The organism is Streptomyces viridosporus (genome assembly GCF_002078235.1).
Lineage (GTDB): Bacteria > Actinomycetota > Actinomycetes > Streptomycetales > Streptomycetaceae > Streptomyces > Streptomyces viridosporus.
The window spans coordinates 1-21,120 of sequence record NZ_MSGP01000132.1; the positions used below are offsets into that span (position 1 = coordinate 1).

General features: G+C 72.9%; 18 protein-coding genes. 11 read left to right on the plus strand and 7 right to left on the minus strand.

The window, feature by feature from the left end; all coding sequences use genetic code 11:
- Positions 1-371 precede the first annotated feature (371 nt).
- The 6 genes from B7L92_RS10120 to B7L92_RS10150 all read left to right on the plus strand — a co-directional run bounded on the left by B7L92_RS10120 (position 372) and on the right by B7L92_RS10150 (position 6,559).
- Positions 372-1,190: an SH3 domain-containing protein gene (locus B7L92_RS10120; RefSeq protein ID WP_081237091.1), complete on the plus strand. Its 819-nt coding sequence runs from the start codon at positions 372-374 to the stop codon at positions 1,188-1,190.
- Between the two features lie 43 nt (positions 1,191-1,233).
- On the plus strand, positions 1,234-2,595 hold the full coding sequence (locus B7L92_RS10125) for an FtsW/RodA/SpoVE family cell cycle protein (RefSeq protein ID WP_081237092.1): 1,362 nt from the start codon (positions 1,234-1,236) through the stop codon (positions 2,593-2,595).
- Positions 2,592-4,049 (plus strand): penicillin-binding transpeptidase domain-containing protein, encoded by a 1,458-nt coding sequence (locus tag B7L92_RS10130; RefSeq protein ID WP_081237093.1) that lies wholly within the window; start codon positions 2,592-2,594, stop codon positions 4,047-4,049. Before B7L92_RS10125 ends, B7L92_RS10130 begins: the two co-directional genes overlap by 4 nt.
- 513 nt (positions 4,050-4,562) lie before the next feature.
- Positions 4,563-5,501, plus strand: coding sequence for an AurF N-oxygenase family protein (locus B7L92_RS10140; protein ID WP_081237095.1), 939 nt, complete (start codon positions 4,563-4,565; stop codon positions 5,499-5,501).
- 35 nt (positions 5,502-5,536) lie between these two features.
- Complete coding sequence (locus B7L92_RS10145; protein WP_081237096.1) at positions 5,537-6,190, plus strand: TetR/AcrR family transcriptional regulator; 654 nt, start codon at positions 5,537-5,539, stop codon at positions 6,188-6,190.
- A gap of 54 nt (positions 6,191-6,244) precedes the next feature.
- Positions 6,245-6,559 (plus strand): DUF8847 domain-containing protein, encoded by a 315-nt coding sequence (locus tag B7L92_RS10150; protein ID WP_081237097.1) that lies wholly within the window; start codon positions 6,245-6,247, stop codon positions 6,557-6,559.
- A 539-nt stretch (positions 6,560-7,098) separates the two neighbouring features.
- Here the strand turns inward: B7L92_RS10150 and B7L92_RS10160 are convergent.
- Genes B7L92_RS10160 through B7L92_RS10180 form a run of 5 tightly spaced genes read right to left on the minus strand, consistent with a single transcriptional unit; the run spans position 7,099 to position 13,070 of the window.
- A complete protein-coding gene (locus tag B7L92_RS10160) occupies positions 7,099-8,361 on the minus strand; it encodes a styrene monooxygenase/indole monooxygenase family protein (protein WP_081237098.1) in 1,263 nt (420 codons plus the stop codon).
- Between the two features lie 15 nt (positions 8,362-8,376).
- Positions 8,377-9,015, minus strand: a complete 639-nt coding sequence (locus B7L92_RS10165) for a GTP-binding protein (RefSeq protein ID WP_081237099.1) — start codon at positions 9,013-9,015, stop codon at positions 8,377-8,379.
- Positions 8,996-9,424, minus strand: a complete 429-nt coding sequence (locus tag B7L92_RS10170) for a DUF742 domain-containing protein (protein WP_004983456.1) — start codon at positions 9,422-9,424, stop codon at positions 8,996-8,998. Before B7L92_RS10170 ends, B7L92_RS10165 begins: the two co-directional genes overlap by 20 nt.
- Entirely contained in the window at positions 9,421-9,924 is a 504-nt protein-coding gene (locus tag B7L92_RS10175; RefSeq protein ID WP_081237100.1) for a roadblock/LC7 domain-containing protein, read from the minus strand. Before B7L92_RS10175 ends, B7L92_RS10170 begins: the two co-directional genes overlap by 4 nt.
- A complete protein-coding gene (locus tag B7L92_RS10180; protein WP_107501429.1) occupies positions 9,921-13,070 on the minus strand; it encodes a sensor histidine kinase in 3,150 nt (1,049 codons plus the stop codon). Before B7L92_RS10180 ends, B7L92_RS10175 begins: the two co-directional genes overlap by 4 nt.
- Before the next feature lie 407 nt (positions 13,071-13,477).
- Here B7L92_RS10180 and B7L92_RS10185 point away from each other — a divergent pair, with 407 nt between their 5' ends.
- Entirely contained in the window at positions 13,478-14,281 is an 804-nt protein-coding gene (locus B7L92_RS10185; protein ID WP_107501430.1) for a protein phosphatase 2C domain-containing protein, read from the plus strand.
- A gap of 97 nt (positions 14,282-14,378) precedes the next feature.
- Here the strand turns inward: B7L92_RS10185 and B7L92_RS10190 are convergent, their stop codons facing one another.
- Positions 14,379-14,873, minus strand: coding sequence for a MarR family winged helix-turn-helix transcriptional regulator (locus tag B7L92_RS10190; RefSeq protein ID WP_081237103.1), 495 nt, complete (start codon positions 14,871-14,873; stop codon positions 14,379-14,381).
- Positions 14,874-15,108: 235 nt separating this feature from the next.
- Here B7L92_RS10190 and B7L92_RS10195 point away from each other — a divergent pair, with 235 nt between their 5' ends.
- Positions 15,109-15,933, plus strand: a complete 825-nt coding sequence (locus tag B7L92_RS10195; RefSeq protein WP_081237104.1) for a lysozyme — start codon at positions 15,109-15,111, stop codon at positions 15,931-15,933.
- A gap of 96 nt (positions 15,934-16,029) precedes the next feature.
- Here B7L92_RS10195 and lon read toward each other — a convergent pair whose 3' ends face one another.
- On the minus strand, positions 16,030-18,444 hold the full coding sequence (lon, locus tag B7L92_RS10200; RefSeq protein WP_081237105.1) for an endopeptidase La: 2,415 nt from the start codon (positions 18,442-18,444) through the stop codon (positions 16,030-16,032).
- Positions 18,445-18,621: 177 nt separating this feature from the next.
- Between lon and B7L92_RS10205 the strand changes: the two genes are divergently transcribed.
- From B7L92_RS10205 to B7L92_RS10215, 3 genes are all read left to right on the plus strand, one after another.
- Positions 18,622-19,335: a spermidine synthase family protein gene (locus B7L92_RS10205; RefSeq protein ID WP_081237106.1), complete on the plus strand. Its 714-nt coding sequence runs from the start codon at positions 18,622-18,624 to the stop codon at positions 19,333-19,335.
- 123 nt (positions 19,336-19,458) lie between these two features.
- Positions 19,459-20,199 carry a response regulator transcription factor gene (locus B7L92_RS10210; protein WP_081237107.1) on the plus strand — a complete coding sequence of 247 codons (741 nt, stop codon included), beginning with the start codon at positions 19,459-19,461 and terminating at the stop codon, positions 20,197-20,199.
- A partial coding sequence (locus tag B7L92_RS10215) for a sensor histidine kinase (RefSeq protein ID WP_081237108.1) occupies positions 20,196-21,120 on the plus strand: 925 nt, incomplete at its 3' end. The genes B7L92_RS10210 and B7L92_RS10215, both read left to right, overlap by 4 nt.

Consider the following 21,120-nt stretch of genomic DNA (forward strand, 5'->3'; position numbering starts at 1 on the left):
GGCGGTCCCGGCGGGCGGCCCCGGCCACTCTTGCGGGAGCACCCGGTACGCGAGGAGGGCTCCCCGTGTCCGGGGCCCACGCCGACCGCCGGGCCCATGCGGCGGTCGTCGGCCGGTCCCGTCGGCGGACGCACGGTGAGGCTTGCGCTTCCCCGGGGCCGAGCCGCTGCCGGCGGGCCGCCCGGCCGAGCCCGGTGCGGGCCGGGTGGCGGCGCCGCGCACCCTCACCGAGGACCCGTCACCAGGGACGACGCGGAGCTGGGCGGGGCACCGTCCCCGATGGCGCACCAACGCGGGCGGGCATGGGGAGCCACTCCTAGTGTGTCGATTAATCACCTTCACCCCGTTCGACCTCATATGGAGGCACTGCAATGTCCCTGCGTTCCCTTCTCCACCGCCGTCTGCCCATAGCCCTCGCCGCCGGCGCCCTCGCCGTCGCGGCCGCCGCCACCCCTGCCGTCGCGAACGACGACGGGGGCCAGGGCAACGGCAACGGGAACTCGAGCCAGCAAGGCGGCGGCACCGGCAACCACAACGGCGGCGGCAATCAGCAAGGCGGCAACGGCAACCACAACGGCGGCTCGAACCAACAGGGCGGCAACGGCAACGGGAACCAGCAGGGCGGCGGGAACTGGAACCAGCAGGGCGGCAACAGCAACGGCAACGGCAACGGCAACCACAACAACAGCGGCAACCAGCAAGGCAACGGCCACGGCAACGGAAACCACCAGGGCAGCGGCAACGGGAACTGGAAGCAGCAGAGCGGCAACGGCAACCACAACGGCGGCTCGAACCAGCAGGGCGGCGGCAACCACAACAACGGCAGCAACCAGCAGGGCGGCGGTAACCACAACGGCAACGGCAACGGCAACCAGCAAGGCAACGGCAATCAGCAGGGCAACGGCAACCACAACAACAGCGGCAACCAGCAGGCCGGCGGCAACCACGGTGACCGCGGCCAGTACAAGGGTGTCGTCACCACGCACTCGCTGGCCCTGCGCAGCGCCCCGTACCGGGGTTCGCAGATCATCCGGTACGCCCACAAGGGCGAGGTCGTCTCGATCTTCTGCAAGGTCCGCGGCGAGAAGGTGGACGGCAGTCCGCTCTGGTACCTCCTCACGGACGGCACCTGGGCCTGGGGCCCGGCCCGTCACATCGACACCATCGGTGCCGCGCCACGCTGGTGCTGACGAACAAAACACACAAAGGGTCACATTTAGGTAAGTTCCGGGCATGAGCAAGGCCGGAATCACCCTGGCGACGGCGGATCCGCCCACGCCCACCGTCCGCCTCCCCGGACGCCGTGGCATCGAGCTCACCCTGATCGTCCTGGCCGTCCTGCTGTCGGTGTACGGATACTGCGCCGTCGGCCTGGCCAGGAACGGCTCCCTCCCGCCCGGCGCCGCCGGTTACGGCGCCGGGCTCGGCGTGCTCGCCCTGGTCGCCCACCTGGCGGTGCGCTGGCGGGCACCGCACGCCGACCCGCTGCCGCTCCCCATCGGCGTCCTGCTCAACGGGCTCGGCCTGGTGCTGATCTACCGGCTCGACCTGGAGACGCCGGGCGACCCGGCGGCGCCCACCCAGCTGATCTGGTCGACCCTGGGCGTGGCGCTGTTCACCGTGGTGGTGCTGGTGCTGCGCGACCACCGGGCCCTCCAGCGCCACACCCTCGTCTGCGCCGCCGCCGCGCTGGTCCTGCTGACGGCCCCGATCCTCTTCCCCGCGGTGAACGGGGCCCGGATCTGGATCCGGGTCGCCGGGTTCTCCATCCAGCCCGGCGAGTTCGCGAAGGTGCTGCTGGCGGTCTTCTTCGCCGCGTACCTCGCCGCGAACCGGAGCGCCCTCACCTACTCCGGCCGCCGTGTCTGGGGGATGCAGCTGCCCACCGGGCGGGTGCTCGGCCCGATCGTCGCCGTCTGGCTGGTCAGCGTGGGCGTGCTGGTGCTGGAGCGGGACCTCGGCACCTCGCTGCTGTTCTTCGGTCTGTTCGTGGTGCTGCTGTACGTCGCCACCGGCCGCACCGGCTGGATCGCCGTCGGCCTGCTGCTGGCCTCGCTGGGGGCGGTGGCCGTGGGCCGGCTGGAGTCGCACGTGCACCACAGGATCGAGACCTGGCTGCACCCGTTCGCCTCCATCGAGGCGGGCGAGGGTCCGAACCAGCTCGCCCAGTCCCTGTTCGCCTTCGCGGAGGGCGGGGTCCACGGCACCGGGCTCGGACTCGGGCACTCCGTGCTCATCGGCTTCGCGGTCAAGTCCGACTTCATCCTGGCGACGGCCGGCGAGGAGCTGGGCCTGGCCGGGCTGTCCGCGATCTTCCTGCTCTACGGGTTGCTGGTGGAGCGCGGCTACCGGGCGGGGCTCTCCCTGCGCGACCCGTTCGGCCGGCTGCTCGCCGTGGGCCTCGCCTCCCTCCTGGCGCTCCAGGTGTTCGTGATCGCGGGCGGGGTGACCGGGCTGATCCCGCTGACCGGGATGGCGATGCCGTTCCTGGCGCAGGGCGGCTCGTCGGTGGTGACCAACTGGACGATCGTGGCGCTGCTGGTCCGGCTGAGCGACTCGGCGCGCCGTCAGGGCGACGGGGGTGCCGTCCGGTGACCCGGCACATCCGGCGCGCCGGCCTCTTCTGCGCCCTGCTGCTGGTGGCCCTGCTGGTGAACGCGGCCCGCGTCCAGGTCCTGCGGGCCGACGCCTACGAGGGCAACCCGGCCAACCGCCGCGCGGCCATCGCCCGCTACCAGCAGCCGCGCGGCGACATCCTGGTCGCCGGCCGGCCGGTCACCGGCTCGCGGGACACCGGGGAGCACCTGCGCTACGAACGGACGTACGACGACGGGCCGTTGTACGCCCCGGTGACCGGCTTCGCCTCGCAGGAGTACGGGTCGACGCTGCTGGAGCACTCGGAGGACGCGCTGCTGTCCGGTGCCGACCCGGCGCTCGCGCCGCTGCCGCTGTGGAACGACTTCACGCGCTCCCGCAACGCGGGCGGCGACGTCGTGACCACGATCGATCCGGCGGCGCAGCGCGCGGCGTACGAGGGGCTGCGCTCGCGCAAGGGGGCGGTGGCGGCGGTGGATCCGTCGACCGGCAGGATCCTGGCGCTGGTGTCGGTCCCCTCGTACGACCCCGGGCTGCTGTCGGGGAACGGCAGGACGGCGCGGGAGGCCTGGGCGCGGCTGAACGCCGACCCGGACAAGCCGATGCTGAACCGGGCGGTGCAGCGGACGTATCCGCCGGGCTCGACGTTCAAGGTGGTGACGGCGGCGGCGGCGCTGGACGCGGGCGTGGTGACCGACCTGGACGAACCGACCGACTCGCCCGACCCGTACCGCCTGCCGGGCACGACGACGCGGCTGACCAACGGGTCCCGGGGCTGCGCGGACGCCTCGGTGCGGGAGGCGTTCACCCACTCCTGCAACACGGTGTTCGCCAAGCTGGGCGTGGAGACGGGCGTGGCGGACATGACGGCCATGGCGCAGGCCTTCGGCTTCAACGACGCGGACGTGCGGGTCCCGTTCCTGGTGGCCCGGAGCACCTTCGACACCACGGTGGACCGGGCGCAGCTCGCGCTGGCGTCGATCGGGCAGTACAACACCCGCGCCACGCCGCTGCAGATGGCGATGGTGGCGGCGGCCGTCGCGAGCGGGGGGCAGGTGCGGGAGCCGTACCTGGTGGAGCGGACGACGCGGGCGGGCGGCGGCACGGTGTCGACGACCGGTCCCCGTTCGGTGCGGCGGGCCATGCATCCGTCGACGGCGCTGCGGATGCGGGAGCTGATGCGGGGCGTGGTGGAGAACGGCACCGGCACGAACGCCGCGATCCCCGGTGCCGTGGTCGGCGGCAAGACCGGTACCGCCCAGCACGGCCTGGGCAACTCCGGGACGCCGTACGCCTGGTTCGTCTCCTGGGCGCAGGGTCACGAGGACATGGAGGCGAAGGTGGCGGTCGCGGTGGTGGTCGAGGACGCGGCGGCGAACCGGGGGGAGATCAGCGGGGGCGGGACCGCGGCCCCGATCGCCCGGGCGGTGATGGAGGCGGTGCTGGACTCGTAGGGCCGGCGTCCCCCGGGGCGCCCGGACACCGGGCCGGGATCACCGGCGCCCCGGCTCCCGGCCCGCCGTGCGGTCCACGGCCGCGTCCGCCGCGGCGCACGGACTCGCCCGGGTGGACGCGGAGGCCGGCTCCGACGCCGCCGACGGTTCCGTCCGGCGTCTCCAGGGGGGAGAGGGCGACGTGACGGACGTGCCGGTCTCCGGCGGACGGGACCACTCGTGGTCGCCGTCCGGCCCGTGGTCGCGTGCGGCGCTCGTGAGCGCCCCCGGTGCCGGAGTCCGGCTGACGCGGTCGGCGCCTCCGGGGCGCACCCCCGTACGGCACTCCGTGAGACGACGCGGGGAACGCGCCGTCGACGTCCCCGTCGGGTAGATCATTCGTCAACAAGTCCCGCACGGGGGATTGACGCCCTTGCTGACAGGCAGTCTCATAAAGGAGTGAACCGCCGGTAACCCCAGACCCTCCCGGACACGTCCCCGAGACGTCCCCCCGCACCATGAGGTGGAACCGCCATGACGACCCTGACGGAAGCCGACGCGCTCGACGGCCTGCGTGACGCGCTCGGCCTGCTCAAGGACCGCGAGCAGGTGGCCCAGCGGCTGCTCGACTCTTCCGCCAAGCACTCCTTCGACCCGGACAAGGAGCTGGACTGGGACGCCCCCTTCGAGGAGGGCAAGTGGTTCTGGCCGCCCGAGCTGGTGTCGCTGTACGACACCCCGATGTGGAAGCGGATGAGCGAGGAGCAGCGCATCCTGCTCTCCCGGCACGAGGCCGCCGCGCTCGCCTCGCTCGGCATCTGGTTCGAGATCATCCTCATGCAGCTGCTGGTGCGGCACATCTACGACAAGTCCGCCACGAGCGCACACGTCCGCTACGCGCTCACCGAGATCGAGGACGAGTGCCGGCACTCCAAGATGTTCGCCCGGCTGATCACCCACGGCGGCACCCCCTGGTACCCGGTGAGCCGGACCCACCAGCACCTCGGCCGGCTGTTCAAGACGATCTCCACCACCCCCGGCTCCTTCACCGCGACCCTGCTCGGCGAGGAGGTCCTGGACTGGATGCAGCGGCTGACCTTCCCGGACGAGCGGGTCCAGCCGCTGATCCGGGGCGTCACGCGCATCCACGTCGTCGAGGAGGCGCGGCACGTGCGCTACGCCCGCGAGGAGCTGCGGCGCCAGATGGTGACCGCGCCGAAGTGGTCGCAGGAGTTCACCCGGATCACCTCCGGCGAGTTCGCCCGCGTCTTCTCCGTGGCGTTCGTGAACCCCGACGTCTACACGAACGTCGGCCTGGACAGGCGTGAGGCCCTGGCCCAGGTCAAGGCGAGCGGGCACCGGCGGGACGTGATGCAGCAGGGCTCCAAGCGGCTGACCGACTTCCTGGACGACATCGGGGTGCTGCGCGGGGTCGGCCGGAAGCTGTGGAAGTCGTCGGGACTGCTGGCATAGGCACGTACCGGTGGCGGACGGTTACGCTGCGGGGCATGACCCCGCAGGCCCCCACCCCCGCCTACCGGCGGCTCAGCGTCGAGGAACGCCGCAGCCAGCTGCTCGACGCCGCGCTGTCCCTCTTCGCCCACCGCGCCCCGGAAGAGGTCTCCCTGGACGACGTGGCGGAGGCGGCCGGGGTGTCACGGCCCCTGGTGTACCGGTACTTCCCGGGCGGCAAGCAGCAGTTGTACGAGGCCGCCCTGAGGTCGGCCGCCGACGAACTGCGGCACTGCTTCGACGAGCCGCACGAGGGCCCGCGACTGCCCCGGCTGTCCCGGGCCCTCGACCGCTACCTCGCCTTCGTCGACCAGCACGGCACCGGGTTCAGCGCGCTGCTGCAGGGCGGGAGCGTCGTGGAGACCTCCCGCACGACCGCGATCGTCGACGGGGTGCGGCGGGCCGCCGCCGAGCACATCCTCAGCCATCTCGGGGTGGCCGGGCCCGGGCCCCGGCTGCGGATGACCGTCCGGATGTGGATCACGGCCGTCGAGGCGGCCTCGCTGATCTGGCTCGACGAGGACGAGCAGCCGCCGGTGGACGAACTGCGGGACTGGCTCGTGGAGCAGTTCGTGGCGGGGCTGGAGGTGACCGCGCGGCGCGACGCGCAGACCGAGGCGCTGGTCCGGGAGCTGGCGGCGGACCTCTGACCGCGGCGGGCGGCGGTGGGCGGCCGGCCCGGGTGCATGGCCGACACTGAGGGGGTGAAGAGCGAAGACACCCCGTTCGAGGGCGGGCCGATGGACGGGCGCGTGCTGCCCGTGCTGCTGGGCATCACCGGGCACCCGCCCAAGACGTACCGCATCCCCGTCCCGGCCGCGGACGGCGGGCCGCCCACGGTGCTGGTCTACCGGCGCGTGCCCCGGGGACGGAGCGGACGGACCGGGCTGACGCGGGGCTGGAAGTACCTCTACGACCCCACGGGACGGGCGGGCGACCGCCCGAGGTGGCCGTGGTCGAAGTCCGGATCCGATCCGGACGCCGCGCCGGGGGGCAAGCCGGACGACGCGCACGGGTGACCCCGTTGCGCCGAACCGCGCACGCCCGGCGAGCGGGCCCGCGGAACACGCCGGATGCTCGCGACGCGGAGCGGACGAGTCGCCCCGCGTCGGAGGTGATGGCGTGCCAGGAGTACTTCCGCGTCTGGTGTGTACGGCGGCGGTGGCGGCCGGGGCCGTTCTCGCACCCGCGCCCGCGACGGCCGTTCCCGAACCGGGCGGCCCCGGCGACCGTTCCGTCGCCGGATTGCTGACGTCCCTTCAAGCCCTGTACGGGGAGGCCGAGAAGGCCACCGAGGAGCGGCTGGAGAAGCAGCGCGCCGAGACCGAACGGGGCGGTACGTACCGCCCGAGCTCCCCGAGGGGGCGACGGAAGGATCCGACGCGGGGTACGCGGGATCCGCCGCGCCCGCGGCGGATCCCGTCGGGCAACCCACCGGGCCCACCGCTCCGTAGGCCCGCCCGGCCGCCCGGCCGCCCGGTCATGGAAGCCGGCAGGGGGTGCGGCGCCGGCGAGGGCGACCGCGCACCGGGTCGGCGCGCGGTCGCCGCCCGGAGGGCTACGCGCCCGTGGCGCCCGAGGCCTCCATCAGGTAGGCCTCGGTCTTCTGCGGGTCGAAGAAGAAGTTCTCGAGGTCGGCCGGGTTGTCGAAGGCGTTGGCGAAGCGGTCGGCGACCGGCTGGACCTGGCCGGCGGCGCCGAGGAGGTTCAGGACGTGCTCGGGGGGCGGGGCGAGCATGGCGTTCGTCCACTTGGTGACGTGCCGGGCCGTCTCCCAGTAGCGGTCGAAGGTCTGCTGCATCCACTCCTCGTCGAACGGCTTGTCGCCGTGCTCGACGATCGAGGCGAGGTAGGAAGCGGCGCACTTGGAGGCGGAGTTGGAGCCCTGGCCGGTGATCGGGTCGTTGGCGACGACCACGTCGGCGACGCCGAGGACCGCCCCGCCGCCGGGCAGCCGTCCGATGGGGTGTCGGACGGTGGGGGCGTAGCGGCCGGCCAGGGTGCCGCCGGCGTCGGTCAGTTCGACCTTCGTGGCCCGCGCGTACTCCCAGGGGAGGAACTTCTCCATGAGTTCCAGAGTCAGGGAGAGGTGCTCCGCCGGGTCCCTGACGTCCTTGAAGACGTCCAGCGGACCACCGGGTATGCCTTCCCAGAACAGGATGTCGGCGCGGCCCGAGAGGGTGACCGTCGGCATGATGAACATCTCGCCGACCCCGGGCACCAGGTTGCAGCGGACCGCCTCCGTGTCCGGGTGCTCCGGACGCGGCTCCATCCCGTGGACGTAGGCCACCGCGAGGGCGCGCTGCGGCGCGCTGTACGGGGAGCGGGACGCGTCGCGACCGAACATCTGCACGAGCTCGCCCTTGCCCGCCGAGACGAGCACGAGGTCGTACGCACGCGAGAAGTAGTCGAGGTCGCCGACCGCCGCGCCGTGGATGACCAACTGGCCGCCGCGCTGGGCGAAGGTCTCCATCCAGCCGGCCATCTTCACCCGCTGGTCGACCGACTGCGCGAACCCGTCGAGCCTGCCCAGCCAGTCGATCGCCCGCTGCGACGGGCCCGGGTCGTAGGAGCCGGGGGCCGCGACCGAGATTCCCAGCCCCCGGATCTTCGGGGCCTGGGACTCCCAGAAGTTCAGCTGGAGATCGCGCTCGTGCTGCAGGGCGGTGTGGAACATGCACTGCGTCGACATCACCCGTCCGGTGCGGATCTCGTCCGCCGTCCGGTTGGACATCAGGGTGACCTCGTACCCGTGCGACTGGAGACCGAGGGCGAGCTGGAGACCGGACTGACCGGCTCCGACGACGAGTATCTTCCGCATACGGGGGTGTCTCTCCTACTCGGGGGTTTCGTCGAGCGCGTGGCCCACCAGGGCCAGGAGGGTCTCGATCACGGAGATCCGGCGGCGCGCGTCCATGATCATGACAGGTATGTGCTGCGGGATGGTCAGCGCCTCCCGCACGTCCTCCGGCTCGAACAGCTCGCTGTCGTCGAAGTGGTTGACCGCGACGACGTACGGCAGCCCACAGCTCTCGAAGTAGTCCAGCGCCGGCCAGCAGTCCTTCAGCCGCCGGGTGTCGGCCATGACCACCGCGCCGATCGCGCCGCGCACCAGGTCGTCCCACATGAACCAGAACCGCTGCTGGCCGGGCGTGCCGAAGAGGTAGAGCACGAGGTCGTCGTCGAGCGTGATGCGGCCGAAGTCCATGGCCACGGTGGTGGTGAGCTTGCCCGGCGTGGCGGTGAGGTCGTCGGTCTCCTCGCTCGCCTCGGTCATCAGCGCCTCGGTCTGCAGGGGCGTGATCTCCGAGACGGAAGTGACCAGCGTGGTCTTGCCGACGGCGAACCCGCCCGCCACGACCACCTTCGTGGCGATCGGTGCACGGGTGCGATCCGTCTGCCAGGGCAGCAACGGCTCGTCGTCCTCGACGAGCGGGGAGACGCCTCGAGCGGCGTCAGAGACGACGGAGTCCACTCAGCACCCTTTCCAGCAACGCGCGGTCCGGGCGACCCGTGCCGTGGCCGGTCCCCGTTCCGTAGACACGGATCTTTCCCTGGTCCGCGAGGTCGCTCAGGAGCACGCGGACCACACCGAGCGGCATCTGCAGCAGCGCGGCGATCTCGGCCACCGTACGCATCCGGCGGCACAGTTCGACGATGGCCCGGGCCTCCGGCATGATCGCCGACAGCCCGCCGCTCGTCAGTTCCTTGCGCTCCTCGGCGGCCTCCAGCGCGGCCGTGCCCGCCGTGCTGCCGACGAACGTCTCCACGAGCAGGACGTGCCCGAAGCGGGTGCGGCCGCCGGTGAGCGAGTAGGGACGGACCCGGGAGGGTTTGCGGTCACCGCCGCGGACCGGAAGCCGTTTCCTGGGCGCACTGCTCATCGGGCGCTCCCGGCGGACTCGGTCTCCAGGGACTTGCGCAGCTCGCTGCGGAGTTCGGGGGTGAGGACGTGGCCGGCCCGGCCGACGAACAGGGCCATGTGGTACGCCACCACGCTCATGTCGCACTCCGCGGAGCCGTGCACGCCGAGCAGCGAGCCGTCGCTGATCGACATCACGAACAGGCTGCCCTCGTCCATCGCGACCATGGTGTGCTTGACCGGGCCGAAGTCCATCAGCTTCGAGGCGCCGACGGTGAGGCTGCCGATGCCGGAGACGACGGTGGCCAGGTCGGCGGCGGAGCCGCGCGGGCCGGTACGGGGCTCCGTCTTCGCCTCGCGGGCCTCGAGGTTGCGTGCGTGGTCGGAGGAGAGGAGCAGCAGGCCGTCGGAGGAGACCACCGCGACCGAGAGGATGCCGGGCACCTCCTCGACGAGGTTGTTCAGCAGCCAGTGCAGGTTGCGGGCCTCACTGCTCAGTCCGAAGGTACTGGGCGCGGTCAACTGCTTGCCTCCTCGACTGTGCCCCCCGTGGCCTCTTCGGTTGTGGCGGTCGCGGCGGACGGGGCATCGTGCGGGCCCGTCTGCTCGGCGATCTCCACCGCGACGTCCCGGCGACCGGCTTCCGCCCCCCGGCGGAAGCCGCCGAGACGGCGGCGCAGTGCCTCGGCGTCCACGGAACCGGTGCGCGGCCGTGGGGCCTGGGCGGGCGTGGTGATCTTCGGTGTGCGCTTGGGCAGTCCCTTGGCGGTGACCGGATCGTCCTCCACCGGCCCGTCGGGCACGCGTGCGTGCTCGTCGCCGGCGTCTCCGGCGTCGCGGGCGGAGTCGGACGCGGACGGGGCCGCGGGTGCCGGCCGGTCGGGTGTCACCGGCCGGGTCGGCAGCCCGGACTGCCGGGGGGTCCCCGCGGTCGCGGGGACGTCGGACGCGGTCCGGGCGTCGTCGGTGGCGTCGGCGGCGGCCGTGTGCTCGCCGGACGGCCGCGCCCCGGCATCAGGAGCGGCACCGGCCTCGGTGCCGCGGTCGTCGCCGGCTCCGGTACCGGCGGCCGGCGGCTCGGTGACGGCCGTGTGCTCGACCTCGTCGGGCGCGGTCCCGGTGTCCCCGGCGCCCTCCGACGGTGCGGCTCCCGGCGTGGCCGGCGGTGCCGTCGCGTCGTCGGCCGCGGCCGACGGGGACGGGATCAGCAGTTCCATCGTGGTCTCGGCGGGGCGCTGGGACGGCATCCGCGCGCCCTCCGCGTCCGCGTCCGCGGCCGGCTCCGCCGCGGGGTCCGCGTCGCGGCTCCGCGCACGGTCTCCCGCGGTGTCCGCGGTGTCCGCGGCGTCCGCGGCGTCGCCCTCGGGCTCCGCACCGGTCTCCGTCGAGGAGTCCGCCCGGGAGGCGTCCGCCTGCGTGGACTCCTGGTGGCGCACGGCCTTCTCCGCGAGGGCGACCAGCGGGTCGTCGCTCTCCCTGCGGCCGGGCAGCACGTTGGAGTTGGCCTCGGCGTCGGCGCCCGGGAGGGAGACGGCGTGGGTGCCGCCGGGGACGGGACCGGAGGCGGGGACCGCGGAGGGCTCGGCGGAGGCGAGCAGGGACGTGGGCAGGACCACGACCGCGGCGATGCCGCCCTGCTTCTGCTTGCGCAGCTGGACCCGCACCCCGTGCCGGTGGGCGAGCCGGGCCACGACGTACAGGCCGAGGCCGAGACCGTCCTCGGCCTCCTGGTCGTAGCCGGCCTCCGGGTCGAACTCGGACAGGCGGGAGTTGAGCCGCTCCAGCCGCTCCTCGGTCATGCCGATGCCCTCGTCCTGCACGGAGAGCATGACCTCGCCGTTCTCCAGCAGCCAGCCGGAGGCCTCGACGGGCAGGTCGGGCGGGGAGAACGAGGTGGCGTTCTCCATGAGTTCGGCCAGCAGGTGGGACAGGTCGTCCGCGGCGAACCCGGCGATGTGGGCGTGCGGCGGCAGCGCGGCGATCCGGACCCGCTCGTACCGCTCGATCTCGCTGACCGCGGCCCGTACGACGTCGACCAGCGGGACGGGACCGGCCGTGTGCTGGACGTGCTCGGTGCCGGCGAGGACGAGGAGGTTCTCGCTGTGCCGGCGCATGACCGTGGCGAAGTGGTCGAGCTTGAACAGGGTGGCCAGGCGGTCCGGGTCGTCCTCCCGCTCCTCCAGGCTCTCGATCACGCCGAGCTGCCGCTCGACCAGGCCGAGGGTGCGCAGCGCCAGGTTGACGAAGGTGCCGCCGATGCCGGTGCGCAGCCGCTCCAGTTGCGCGGCGGCGCCCTCGAGTTCGGCACGCAGTTCCTCGCGGGCGTCGGCCATCTTCTGGCGCTGGCCGACGAGGTGCTTGCGGTCGGCCTCCAGGGTGGCGATCCGCCCGGCGAGGCCGGCCGCGTGCGCGTGCAGGGCGTTGACGGAGCGGACGACCTGGGCGAACTCGTCGTTGCGGCCGGTGAAGGTGATCGGCTCCTCGGCACCGGGGTCCTCCGCCCCGGCGAGCCGGGCGGAACCGCGGCGCAGCACGGAGAGCGGACGGGTGAGGGAGCGGGCCAGTCCGGTGGTGATGCCGATGGCGAGCAGCATCAGGGCGCCGAGGACGGCGACGCGGATCTCCAGTGCGGTGACGTCGTCGTCGCGGAGCTGGGCGAGGTCCTTGACACGCTGGTCGAACAGCGCCGACTCCGCCCCGCGCATCATCTCGACGCGCGCGGTGAGGGCGGCCCGGAGCTTCTTGGTGTCGGTGCCGAGTTCGTCGTCGGAGAGCGTCGGCTCGTCGGTGAGCCTCGCGAGGTACTTGTCGGCGGAGTTGACCTCGGGGCCGGTGACCGTGGCGTCGTAGGAGGCGCGGGCGGCCTTGGGCGCGGTGTCGCGGAAGTCGGCGAGGGCGGCGTCGGAGCGCAGCCGGGCCTGGAGCGCGGCGGCGGTCAGCGCGTCGCGCCGCTTGGTGTCGGCGTCCGAGGAGACGGCGGACGTGGACGGCAGGCCGGTGATCGGGTCGATGACGGTCTGCGTGGCGCTCGGCACGTTCAGTGCGGCGAGCAGCAGACCGCGGGCGGCGGCGGCCTGCTGGACGGCGGAGTCCAGCTCGGCGAGCGCGTAGGCGCCGGAGCCCGCGCGGGGCGGGGTCTGCTGGGCGAGCTGTTCGGCGAGCCGGTGCAGCTGGGTGATGGCGGCGGAGTACGCCTGGTGCGCCTCGAGCGCGCTGCTCTTGCCGGTGAGCGCGGCGCGGCGGACGGCCGCGATGGCGTCGAGGTCGTCACGCAGGACGTCCGAGGTGCCGGTGTCGGCGCGCAGCTCCTCGACCTGCCGGTCGACGCGGGCGCTGTGCTCCTCCGGGGGGGCCTTGGCCTCGGGGCGGCCGGCCGCGATGTAGGAGGTGACGTCGTCGCGCTCGTCGGCGAGGGAGTGGGCCAGGGCGAGGGCGTCCCGGGTCTGCTCGGCCAGCGTCACCAGGTCCTGGGAGTCCTTGAGTTCACCGGAGGCGGCCAGGACGGACGGCGTCCCGGCGCCGGCGATCGCGGCGGCCACCACCGCCACGGCCACGATGAGCCGATTGCGCACATGGGTGGGGCGGCCCCTGCCGACGGTGGGCGTCTGCTCCGCGTCCCCCGTGGGGGCCGTCTGCTTGGCTGTGCGACGAGGCCGCGACTTCTGCACCGGTGCTCGCATTCCTGACTCGTGTACCCCTGGATCCGGGTGACGCTCCGTCAACGGGCGTGGACGCTCGCCCCGAGCCCTGGACCGCACTCGGGCAGCAGGGCGCCCGTATCGCTCCCCGACCCTCCCAGCGCCCGTGGGCAGTGGATGCGCATCACCTGACCCGCCACTCAAAGGAGTGAACATCGGACGCGAGTTGGGGAGCAAGTCCCGGCGCCCCGTGCGACGGCTCCGCGCGGGACGCCGGTTGGACGTCTGCGGCGGGCGGTGGCAGGATTCGCCGCCACGCGTTCCCGGAGCTCTGCATTCCCACCCAAAACCGGCGTCTGACCTGCGCGACCGCCGCGTTCCGACGACCGGAACCGGTCTTTTGCGGTCCGTGTGAAGGGCTCGTGCAGACTGGCCGGATGCGCATGGAACTGGTTTCGGAGCCCGGCGATCCGGGCCGCCCCAACGAGGACTTCGCGAGCGTCGGGCTTCCGGCCTCCGGACAGGGCGGTTCGCTCGTCGTGCTGGACGGGGTCACGCCTCCGGAGGACGGGGGCGGCTGTCTGCATTCCGTTCCCTGGTTCACCGCGCGCCTCGGCGGAGCGCTGGCCGAACTGACCGTTTCGCTCCCGGATGTTCCCCTGGCCGAGCTGCTGTCCCGCGCCCTCACGCGTACCGCCGACGGCCACGCGGCAACCTGTGACCTTTCTCACCCCCGCACACCCCAGGCCACGGTGGCACTGGCCCGCTGGTCCCCGGAGTCGGTCGAGTACCTGGTCCTGTGCGACTCGGCCCTGCTGGTCGAGTCGGACGACGGCACGGTGACCGCGCTGCTGGACGACCGGCTGGCCCGGCTGCCCCGCTCGGCCCTGGCGACGGACGCCCTGGTGGACGCCACGGTGCGTAACCGGGAGGGCGGTTTCTTCACCGCGGCGGCGGATCCCTCGGTGGCGGCCCGCGCGGTCACCGGCACCCTGCCGCGCGACCGGGTGCGCGCCCTGGCCGCCCTGACGGACGGGGCGGCGCGCTGGGTGGAGCGGTTCCACGAGGGCGACTGGGCGGACTGCCTCGCCCTCGTCCGCAAGGAGGGGGCGCGCTCCCTGGTGGACCGCGTGCGGACGCTGGAGCGGGCGGACGCGGACCGGTCGGCGCCGCGGCGGGGCAAGACCCACGACGACGCGACGGTGGTCTACGCGGAGCTGTGGCCCCGACGGCCCCGGTGACCCTGCCGGTCCCGGCGGTCCCGGCGGTCCCGGTGGCTCCGGCAGTCCCGGCAGCCCCCGTGGCCCCAAGAACGGTGCGCGCCCGGTCCCGTCCCGGTCACTTCTCCATCCCGCGGTTCAGCTGGTGCAGCAGCCGGGCGAGTTCCGCGACCTCGTCGGGGTCCCAGTCGGCGAGGCGGCCTGCGTAGCGCGCGCGGCGGGCCTCGCGGACCCTGCTCACCCGTTCGCGTCCCTCCCCGGTGAGGGCGACCAGCCAGGCGCGGCCGTCGGCGGGGTCCGGCTCGCGGGCGACGAGCCCGAGCTCCTCCAGCGCGCGCAACTGACGCGACATCGTCGCCTTGCCGACGCCGATGTAGGCGGCGAGTTCGGTGGCCCGCTGTGCGCCGTGCTCATCCAGACGGACGAGCAGTCCGTAGGCGGACGGCTCCAGGTCGGGGTGTACCTCGCGGGCCATTTCCCCCTGGTTGGCCCGGGCGCGTCGCAGCAGCACCGTCAACTCCCGCTCCAACGCGAGGAGTCCGGGCTGCTCCGGACCGCTTCCGGGCCCTGGGGTGGCGGCGCGTTCCCCGCCGCCGTTTCGGTCTTCGTGCACGTGAGCCCTGCCTCGGTCTTCCCGGTCCTGAAGGTTCTCGTCAAGTGGCGGCGTCGCCGCAGCTCCGCCAGTATTTCGCAGGCGTGGATCAACGGCGGCTTCCGGACGAAACGCTCCCCCGCGTCGCGGTCCACGCGCGCAGTCTCCCCACCAGGCGGTCGCGTGGCATGCCCACCGCATGCGATGCGGGTCGCCCCCGCGGACACCCCGTCAACCACCCTTCGGAGAACACGTCATGCCCGTGCACAGATCCGGCGTCACCCGTTTACACGTGTACACCGCCGTCGCGGCGGTCCTGCTCGGTCTCTTCTCCCTGCCCGGTGCGGCTGCGGCGGACGAGCCCTCCCCCAGCGTTCCCCCGCGCGGCTCCGCCCACATGGGTATGGGCGTCATCGCCCACGACGGCCAGGACGGCGTCCCCACCCGGCGCTCCACCCAGACGGAGGGGGTGGACGTTTCCAGCCATCAGGGGGACGTCGACTGGGGGACCTTGTGGTCCAGCGGGGTGAAATGGGCCTATGTGAAGGCCACGGAGGGGACGTACTACGCCAACCCCTACCACCCCCAGCAGTACAACGGCTCGTACGACGTCGGCATGATCCGCGGCTCCTACCACTTCGCGACCCCGGACACCTCCAGCGGCACCGCCCAGGCCGACTACTTCGCCGACCGCGGCGGCGCCTGGTCCGCGGACGGCAGGACCCTGCCGGGCGCGGTGGACATGGAGTGGAACCCCTACGGGGACGACTGCTACGGCAAGTCGCAGAGCGCGATGGTGAACTGGATCGGCGACTTCCTGGACCGGTACCGGGCGCGCACCGGCCGGGACGCCGTCATCTACACGTCGACCAGTTGGTGGAAGCTGTGCACCGGCGACTACGCCGGCTTCGCCTCCGCCCATCCGCTGTGGGTCGCCCGGTACGCCTCCACCGTGGGGGAGCTCCCCGCCGGCTGGGGGACCTACACGATGTGGCAGTACACCTCGAGCGGGCCGACCGTCGGGGACCACAACCGCTTCAACGGCACGCTCGACCGGCTGCGGGACCTCGCGCTGGGCTGAACGGCGGCCCCGCGCAACGCCGTAGGGTGAAGCGGCACGGTGAAGGCCCGGGCCTCCCTCACGGGACCCGGGCCTTCCCTCATCCGGTCACCACCGTCACACGGCGACCGGAACCTCCGGCGCCGCGCCGTCGGTGGCCGGCGACAGCGCCAGCTCGAGCACCTGGCGGACGTCGGTGACGGTGTGGACGTCGAGCTTGTCCAGCACCTGGGCCGGGACGTCGTCCAGGTCGGGCTCGTTGCGCTTGGGGATGATCACGGTGGTGACGCCCGCCCGGTGCGCCGCGAGCAGCTTCTGCTTCACCCCGCCGATCGGCAGCACCCGCCCGGTCAGCGAGACCTCCCCGGTCATCGCCACGTCGGTGCGGACCAGCCGGCCGGAGAGCAGCGAGGCCAGTGCGGTGGTCATCGTGATGCCGGCGCTCGGGCCGTCCTTGGGCACCGCGCCCGCCGGGAAGTGGATGTGCACGCCCCGGTCCTTCAGGTCGGCCACCGGCAGCTCCAGTTCGGCCCCGTGGCTGCGCAGGAAGCTCAGCGCGATCTGCGCCGACTCCTTCATCACGTCACCCAGCTGGCCGGTCAGCGTCAGACCCGCCGCGCCCGTCTCCGGGTCGGCGAGGGACGCCTCCACGTAGAGGACGTCGCCGCCGGCCCCGGTCACCGCGAGCCCGGTGGCGACACCGGGGACGGAGGTGCGGCGCTCGGCCGGGTCCTGGGCGGACTCGGGCACGTGGTGCGGCCGGCCGATCAGGCCCCGCAGGTCGTCCTCGGTCACGGTGCACGGCAGTTCCCGCTCGCCCAGTTCGTGCTGGGCCGCGACCTTGCGCAGCAGCCGGGCGACGGACCGCTCCAGGGTGCGCACGCCCGCCTCGCGCGTGTACTCGCCGGCGAGCCTGCGCAGCGCGCCCTCCTCGATGGTCACCTCGTCCGCGCCGAGGCCGGCGCGCTCCAGCTGACGCGGGAGCAGGTGGTCCCGGGCGATGACGACCTTCTCGTCCTCGGTGTAGCCGTCCAGGCGGACGATCTCCATCCGGTCCGCCAGTGCCTCCGGGACGGCCTCCAGGACGTTGGCGGTGGCGAGGAAGACCACGTCGGACAGGTCCAGCTCGACCTCCAGGTAGTGGTCCCGGAAGGTGTGGTTCTGCGCCGGGTCGAGCACCTCCAGCAGGGCCGCGGCCGGGTCGCCCCGGAAGTCCGAGCCCACCTTGTCGATCTCGTCGAGCAGCACGACCGGGTTCATCGACCCGGCCTCCTTGACGGCGCGGACGATCCGGCCGGGCAGCGCGCCGACGTAGGTGCGCCGGTGGCCGCGGATCTCGGCCTCGTCGCGGACACCGCCGAGGGCGACCCGGACGAACTTCCGGCCCATGGCGTGGGCGACGGACTCGCCCAGGCTGGTCTTGCCGACGCCGGGCGGGCCGACCAGGGCGAGCACGGCACCGCCGCGGCGGCCCCCGACCACGCCCAGCCCGCGCTCCGTGCGCCGCTTGCGCACCGCCAGGTACTCGGTGATGCGCTCCTTCACGTCCTCGAGGCCGGCGTGCTCGGCGTCGAGCACGGCCTGGGCGCCCCGGATGTCGTAGGCGTCCTCGGTGCGCTCGTTCCACGGCATCTCCAGGACCGTGTCGAGCCAGGTGCGGATCCAGGAGCCCTCGGGCGACTGGTCGGAGGCGCGCTCCAGCTTGTCGACCTCCTTGAGCGCGGCCTCGCGGACCTTCTCCGGCAGGTCGGCGGCCTCGACGCGGGCGCGGTAGTCGTCGGACTCCTCGCCCTCCTTCTCACCGTTGAGCTCGCGCAGCTCCTTGCGGACGGCCTCCAGCTGGCGGCGCAGCAGGAACTCGCGCTGCTGCTTGTCGACGCCCTCCTGGACGTCCTTGGCGATGGACTCGGCGACGTCCTGCTCGGCGAGGTGGTCGCGCAGCTGCTGGGTCGCGAGCTTCAGCCGGGCCACCGGGTCGGTGGTCTCCAGCAGGGCCACCTTCTGCTCGGTGGTGAGGAACGGCGAGTAGCCGGAGTTGTCGGCGAGCGCGGCGACGTCGTCGATGGCCTGGACGCGGTCGACGACCTGCCAGGCGCCGCGCTTGCGCAGCCAGGCGGTGGCGAGCGCCTTGTACTCCTTGACCAGTTCGGTCGTCTGTCCCGGCAGCGGGTCGGGCACGCTCTCCTCGATCCGGGTCCCCTCCACCCACAGCGCCGCGCCCGGCCCGGTCGTCCCGGCGCCGATCCGCACCCGGCTCCGGCCGCGGATCAGGGCGCCCGGGTCGCCGTCGGCCAGCCTGCCGACCTGCTCGACCGTGCCGAGGACGCCGGTTCCGGCGTAGGTCCCGTCGACGCGCGGCACCAGGAGTACCCGGGGCTTGCCCGGCGTGTTCTTCGCGGCGGCCTGGGCGGCCTCCACCGCGGCGCGCACCTCCGCGTCGTTCAGGTCCAGCGGGACCACCATCCCGGGCAGCACGACCTCGTCGTCGAGCGGCAGCACAGGCAGGGCGAGCGGTGTGGACTCAGCAGCCATGATCTCCCCTTCGGCAGTCAAGTTGAGTTATGCCGACTCAATGCTCATGAGCCTCCGAATGTTCCCCAAGGGGTGTTCGCTCTGAGCGATCACCCGGCGACGGGCGGAAACCCTCTTCCGGGCCGGGGCCCCGACACCCCGGCGCCCCGGCGAAAGGGGTCCTGCCAAGATGAACGGATGGCCACCCCGTACGACATTCCCGAAGCCCCCGAAGTCCTGGACCGCCGCGAGGGTCCGTACGGCGAGGTCGTGCTGCGCCGGCACGGCGACCTGCTGCAGATCATCGCGAACGGCTGCTTCCTGATGGACACCTCCGACGGCCGCTCGGAGCGCCGGCTCGTCGACGCCGCCCTGGCCGCGCTCGACGCCGCCGACGCGGGCGAGGGCCGCGACCCGCGCCCCGGCCCGCACCTCCTCATCGGCGGGCTGGGCGTCGGCTTCTCGCTCGCACACGCCGCCGCGCAGTCCCGCTGGGGGCGGATCACCGTGGTGGAGCGCGAACCGGCCGTCATCGACTGGCACCGCGAGGGCCCGCTGGCCGGGCTCTCCGCCGAGGCCCTCGCCGACCCGCGCGCGAGGATCCTCGAGACGGATCTCGTCGCGTACGTCAATGAGACGTCCGACACGTTCGACGCGCTGTGCCTCGACATCGACAACGGGCCCGACTGGACCGTCACCGAGGGCAACGACGGGCTCTACTCGGCGGCCGGACTGGCCGACTGCGCAAGGGTGTTGAGACCCTGCGGAGTGCTCGCCGTGTGGTCGGCCAAGCCCTCCCCGGAATTCGAGGGAACCTTGCGGAATGCCGGGTTCCGGCACGTGCGTACCGAAGAGGTACCCGTTGCCCGGGGCGTTCCGGACGTCGTGCACCTCGGCATCCGCCCTGGATAGCAAACACGCGGTAACTCCCCGTACGCTGCTGCCCTGACGCGGATCATTCAAGCGTCAATCGCAGTCATGCGCAGACGACGGATCACCCCACGGATTCCGGAAAGCACACTTCAGGGGCGGGCGATGGAGCAGACACACACCTCCCACAACGGCACGGCGACGGCCACCCCCGGCGCACAGCGGCGGGTCCTGGTGGTCGAGGACGACGCGACGATCGTGGACGCCATCGCGACCCGCCTTCGTGCCGAGGGGTTCCTCGTGCAAACGGCGGGCGACGGCCCGTCCGCGGTCGACACGGCCGAGGCCTGGCAGCCCGACCTGCTGATCCTCGACGTCATGCTGCCGGGCTTCGACGGGCTGGAGGTCTGCCGCCGGGTGCAGGCCCAGCGCCCCGTGCCGGTCCTGATGCTCACCGCGCGCGACGACGAGACCGACATGCTGGTCGGGCTGGGCGTCGGCGCCGACGACTACATGACGAAGCCCTTCTCCATGCGGGAGCTGGCGGCCCGCGTGCACGTGCTGCTGCGCCGCATGGAGCGGGCGGCCCTCGCGGCCACGACGCCGCGCAGCGGCATACTGCGCCTCGGTGAGCTGGAGATCGACCACGCGCAGCGCCGGGTGCGGGTGCGCAGCGAGGACGTCCACCTGACGCCCACCGAGTTCGACCTCCTGGTCTGCCTGGCGAACACCCCCCGCGCGGTGCTCTCCCGCGAGCAGCTGCTGGCCGAGGTCTGGGACTGGGCCGACGCCTCCGGCACCCGCACCGTCGACAGCCACATCAAGGCGCTGCGCCGCAAGATCGGCGCCGAGCGCATCCGCACCGTGCACGGCGTGGGCTACGCCCTGGAGACGCCCACGCCATGAGCGACGGGCCGGCCCGGCGCAGGAACCCCGGGAAGTCGCCCTGGGGCGGTGCGCGCCCGTTCTCGATCAAGACCAAGCTGGGCGCGCTGGTCGTCATCTCGGTGCTGATCACCACCGGACTGTCGATGATCGCGGTGCGCACCGAGACGGAACTGCGCTTCATCACGGTCTTCTCGATGATCGCCACACTGCTCATCACCCAGTTCGTGGCGCACTCGCTCACCGCCCCGCTGGACGACATGAACGCGGTGGCCCGGTCCATCTCGTACGGCGACTACACCCGCCGGGTGCGCGAGAACCGCCGCGACGAGCTGGGCGACCTGGCCCAGACGATCAACGTCATGGCCGACGAGCTGGAGGCCCAGGACCGTCAGCGCAAGGAGCTGGTGGCCAACGTCTCGCACGAGCTGCGCACCCCCATCGCGGGCCTGCGCGCGGTGCTGGAGAACATCGTCGACGGGGTCACCGAGGCCGATCCCGAGACGATGCGCACGGCCCTGAAGCAGACCGAGCGCCTGGGGCGCCTGGTGGAGACCCTCCTCGACCTGTCCCGCCTGGACAACGGCGTCGTCCCACTGAAGAAGCGGCGGTTCGAGGTGTGGCCGTACCTGTCCGGCGTCCTCAAGGAGGCCGGCATGGTCGCCTCCGCCCGCGCGGGCATGGCCACCGGCTCCGGCAGCCACACGCGGACGGACGTCCATCTGCACCTCGACGTGACGCCGCCCGAGCTGGTCGCGCACGCCGACCCGGAGCGCATCCACCAGGTCGTCGCCAACCTCATCGACAACGCGGTCAAGCACAGCCCGCCGCACGGCCGCGTGACGGTCAGGGCGCGGCGCGGGTCGCAGCCGGGGTCGCTGGAGCTGGAGGTCCTGGACGAGGGACCCGGCATTCCGCGGACCGAGTGGCACCGCGTCTTCG

Coding starts and splice junctions, on each gene's coding strand:
- B7L92_RS10120 (WP_081237091.1), top strand. CDS start 372: ATGTCCCTGCGTTCCCTTCTCCACCGCCGTCTGCCCATAGCCCTCGCC.
- B7L92_RS10125 (WP_081237092.1), top strand. CDS start 1,234: ATGAGCAAGGCCGGAATCACCCTGGCGACGGCGGATCCGCCCACGCCC.
- B7L92_RS10140 (WP_081237095.1), top strand. CDS start 4,563: ATGACGACCCTGACGGAAGCCGACGCGCTCGACGGCCTGCGTGACGCG.
- B7L92_RS10145 (WP_081237096.1), top strand. CDS start 5,537: ATGACCCCGCAGGCCCCCACCCCCGCCTACCGGCGGCTCAGCGTCGAG.
- B7L92_RS10160 (WP_081237098.1), bottom strand. CDS start 8,361: ATGCGGAAGATACTCGTCGTCGGAGCCGGTCAGTCCGGTCTCCAGCTC.
- B7L92_RS10170 (WP_004983456.1), bottom strand. CDS start 9,424: ATGAGCAGTGCGCCCAGGAAACGGCTTCCGGTCCGCGGCGGTGACCGC.
- B7L92_RS10185 (WP_107501430.1), top strand. CDS start 13,478: ATGCGCATGGAACTGGTTTCGGAGCCCGGCGATCCGGGCCGCCCCAAC.
- B7L92_RS10195 (WP_081237104.1), top strand. CDS start 15,109: ATGCCCGTGCACAGATCCGGCGTCACCCGTTTACACGTGTACACCGCC.
- lon (WP_081237105.1), bottom strand. CDS start 18,444: ATGGCTGCTGAGTCCACACCGCTCGCCCTGCCTGTGCTGCCGCTCGAC.
- B7L92_RS10205 (WP_081237106.1), top strand. CDS start 18,622: ATGGCCACCCCGTACGACATTCCCGAAGCCCCCGAAGTCCTGGACCGC.
- B7L92_RS10210 (WP_081237107.1), top strand. CDS start 19,459: ATGGAGCAGACACACACCTCCCACAACGGCACGGCGACGGCCACCCCC.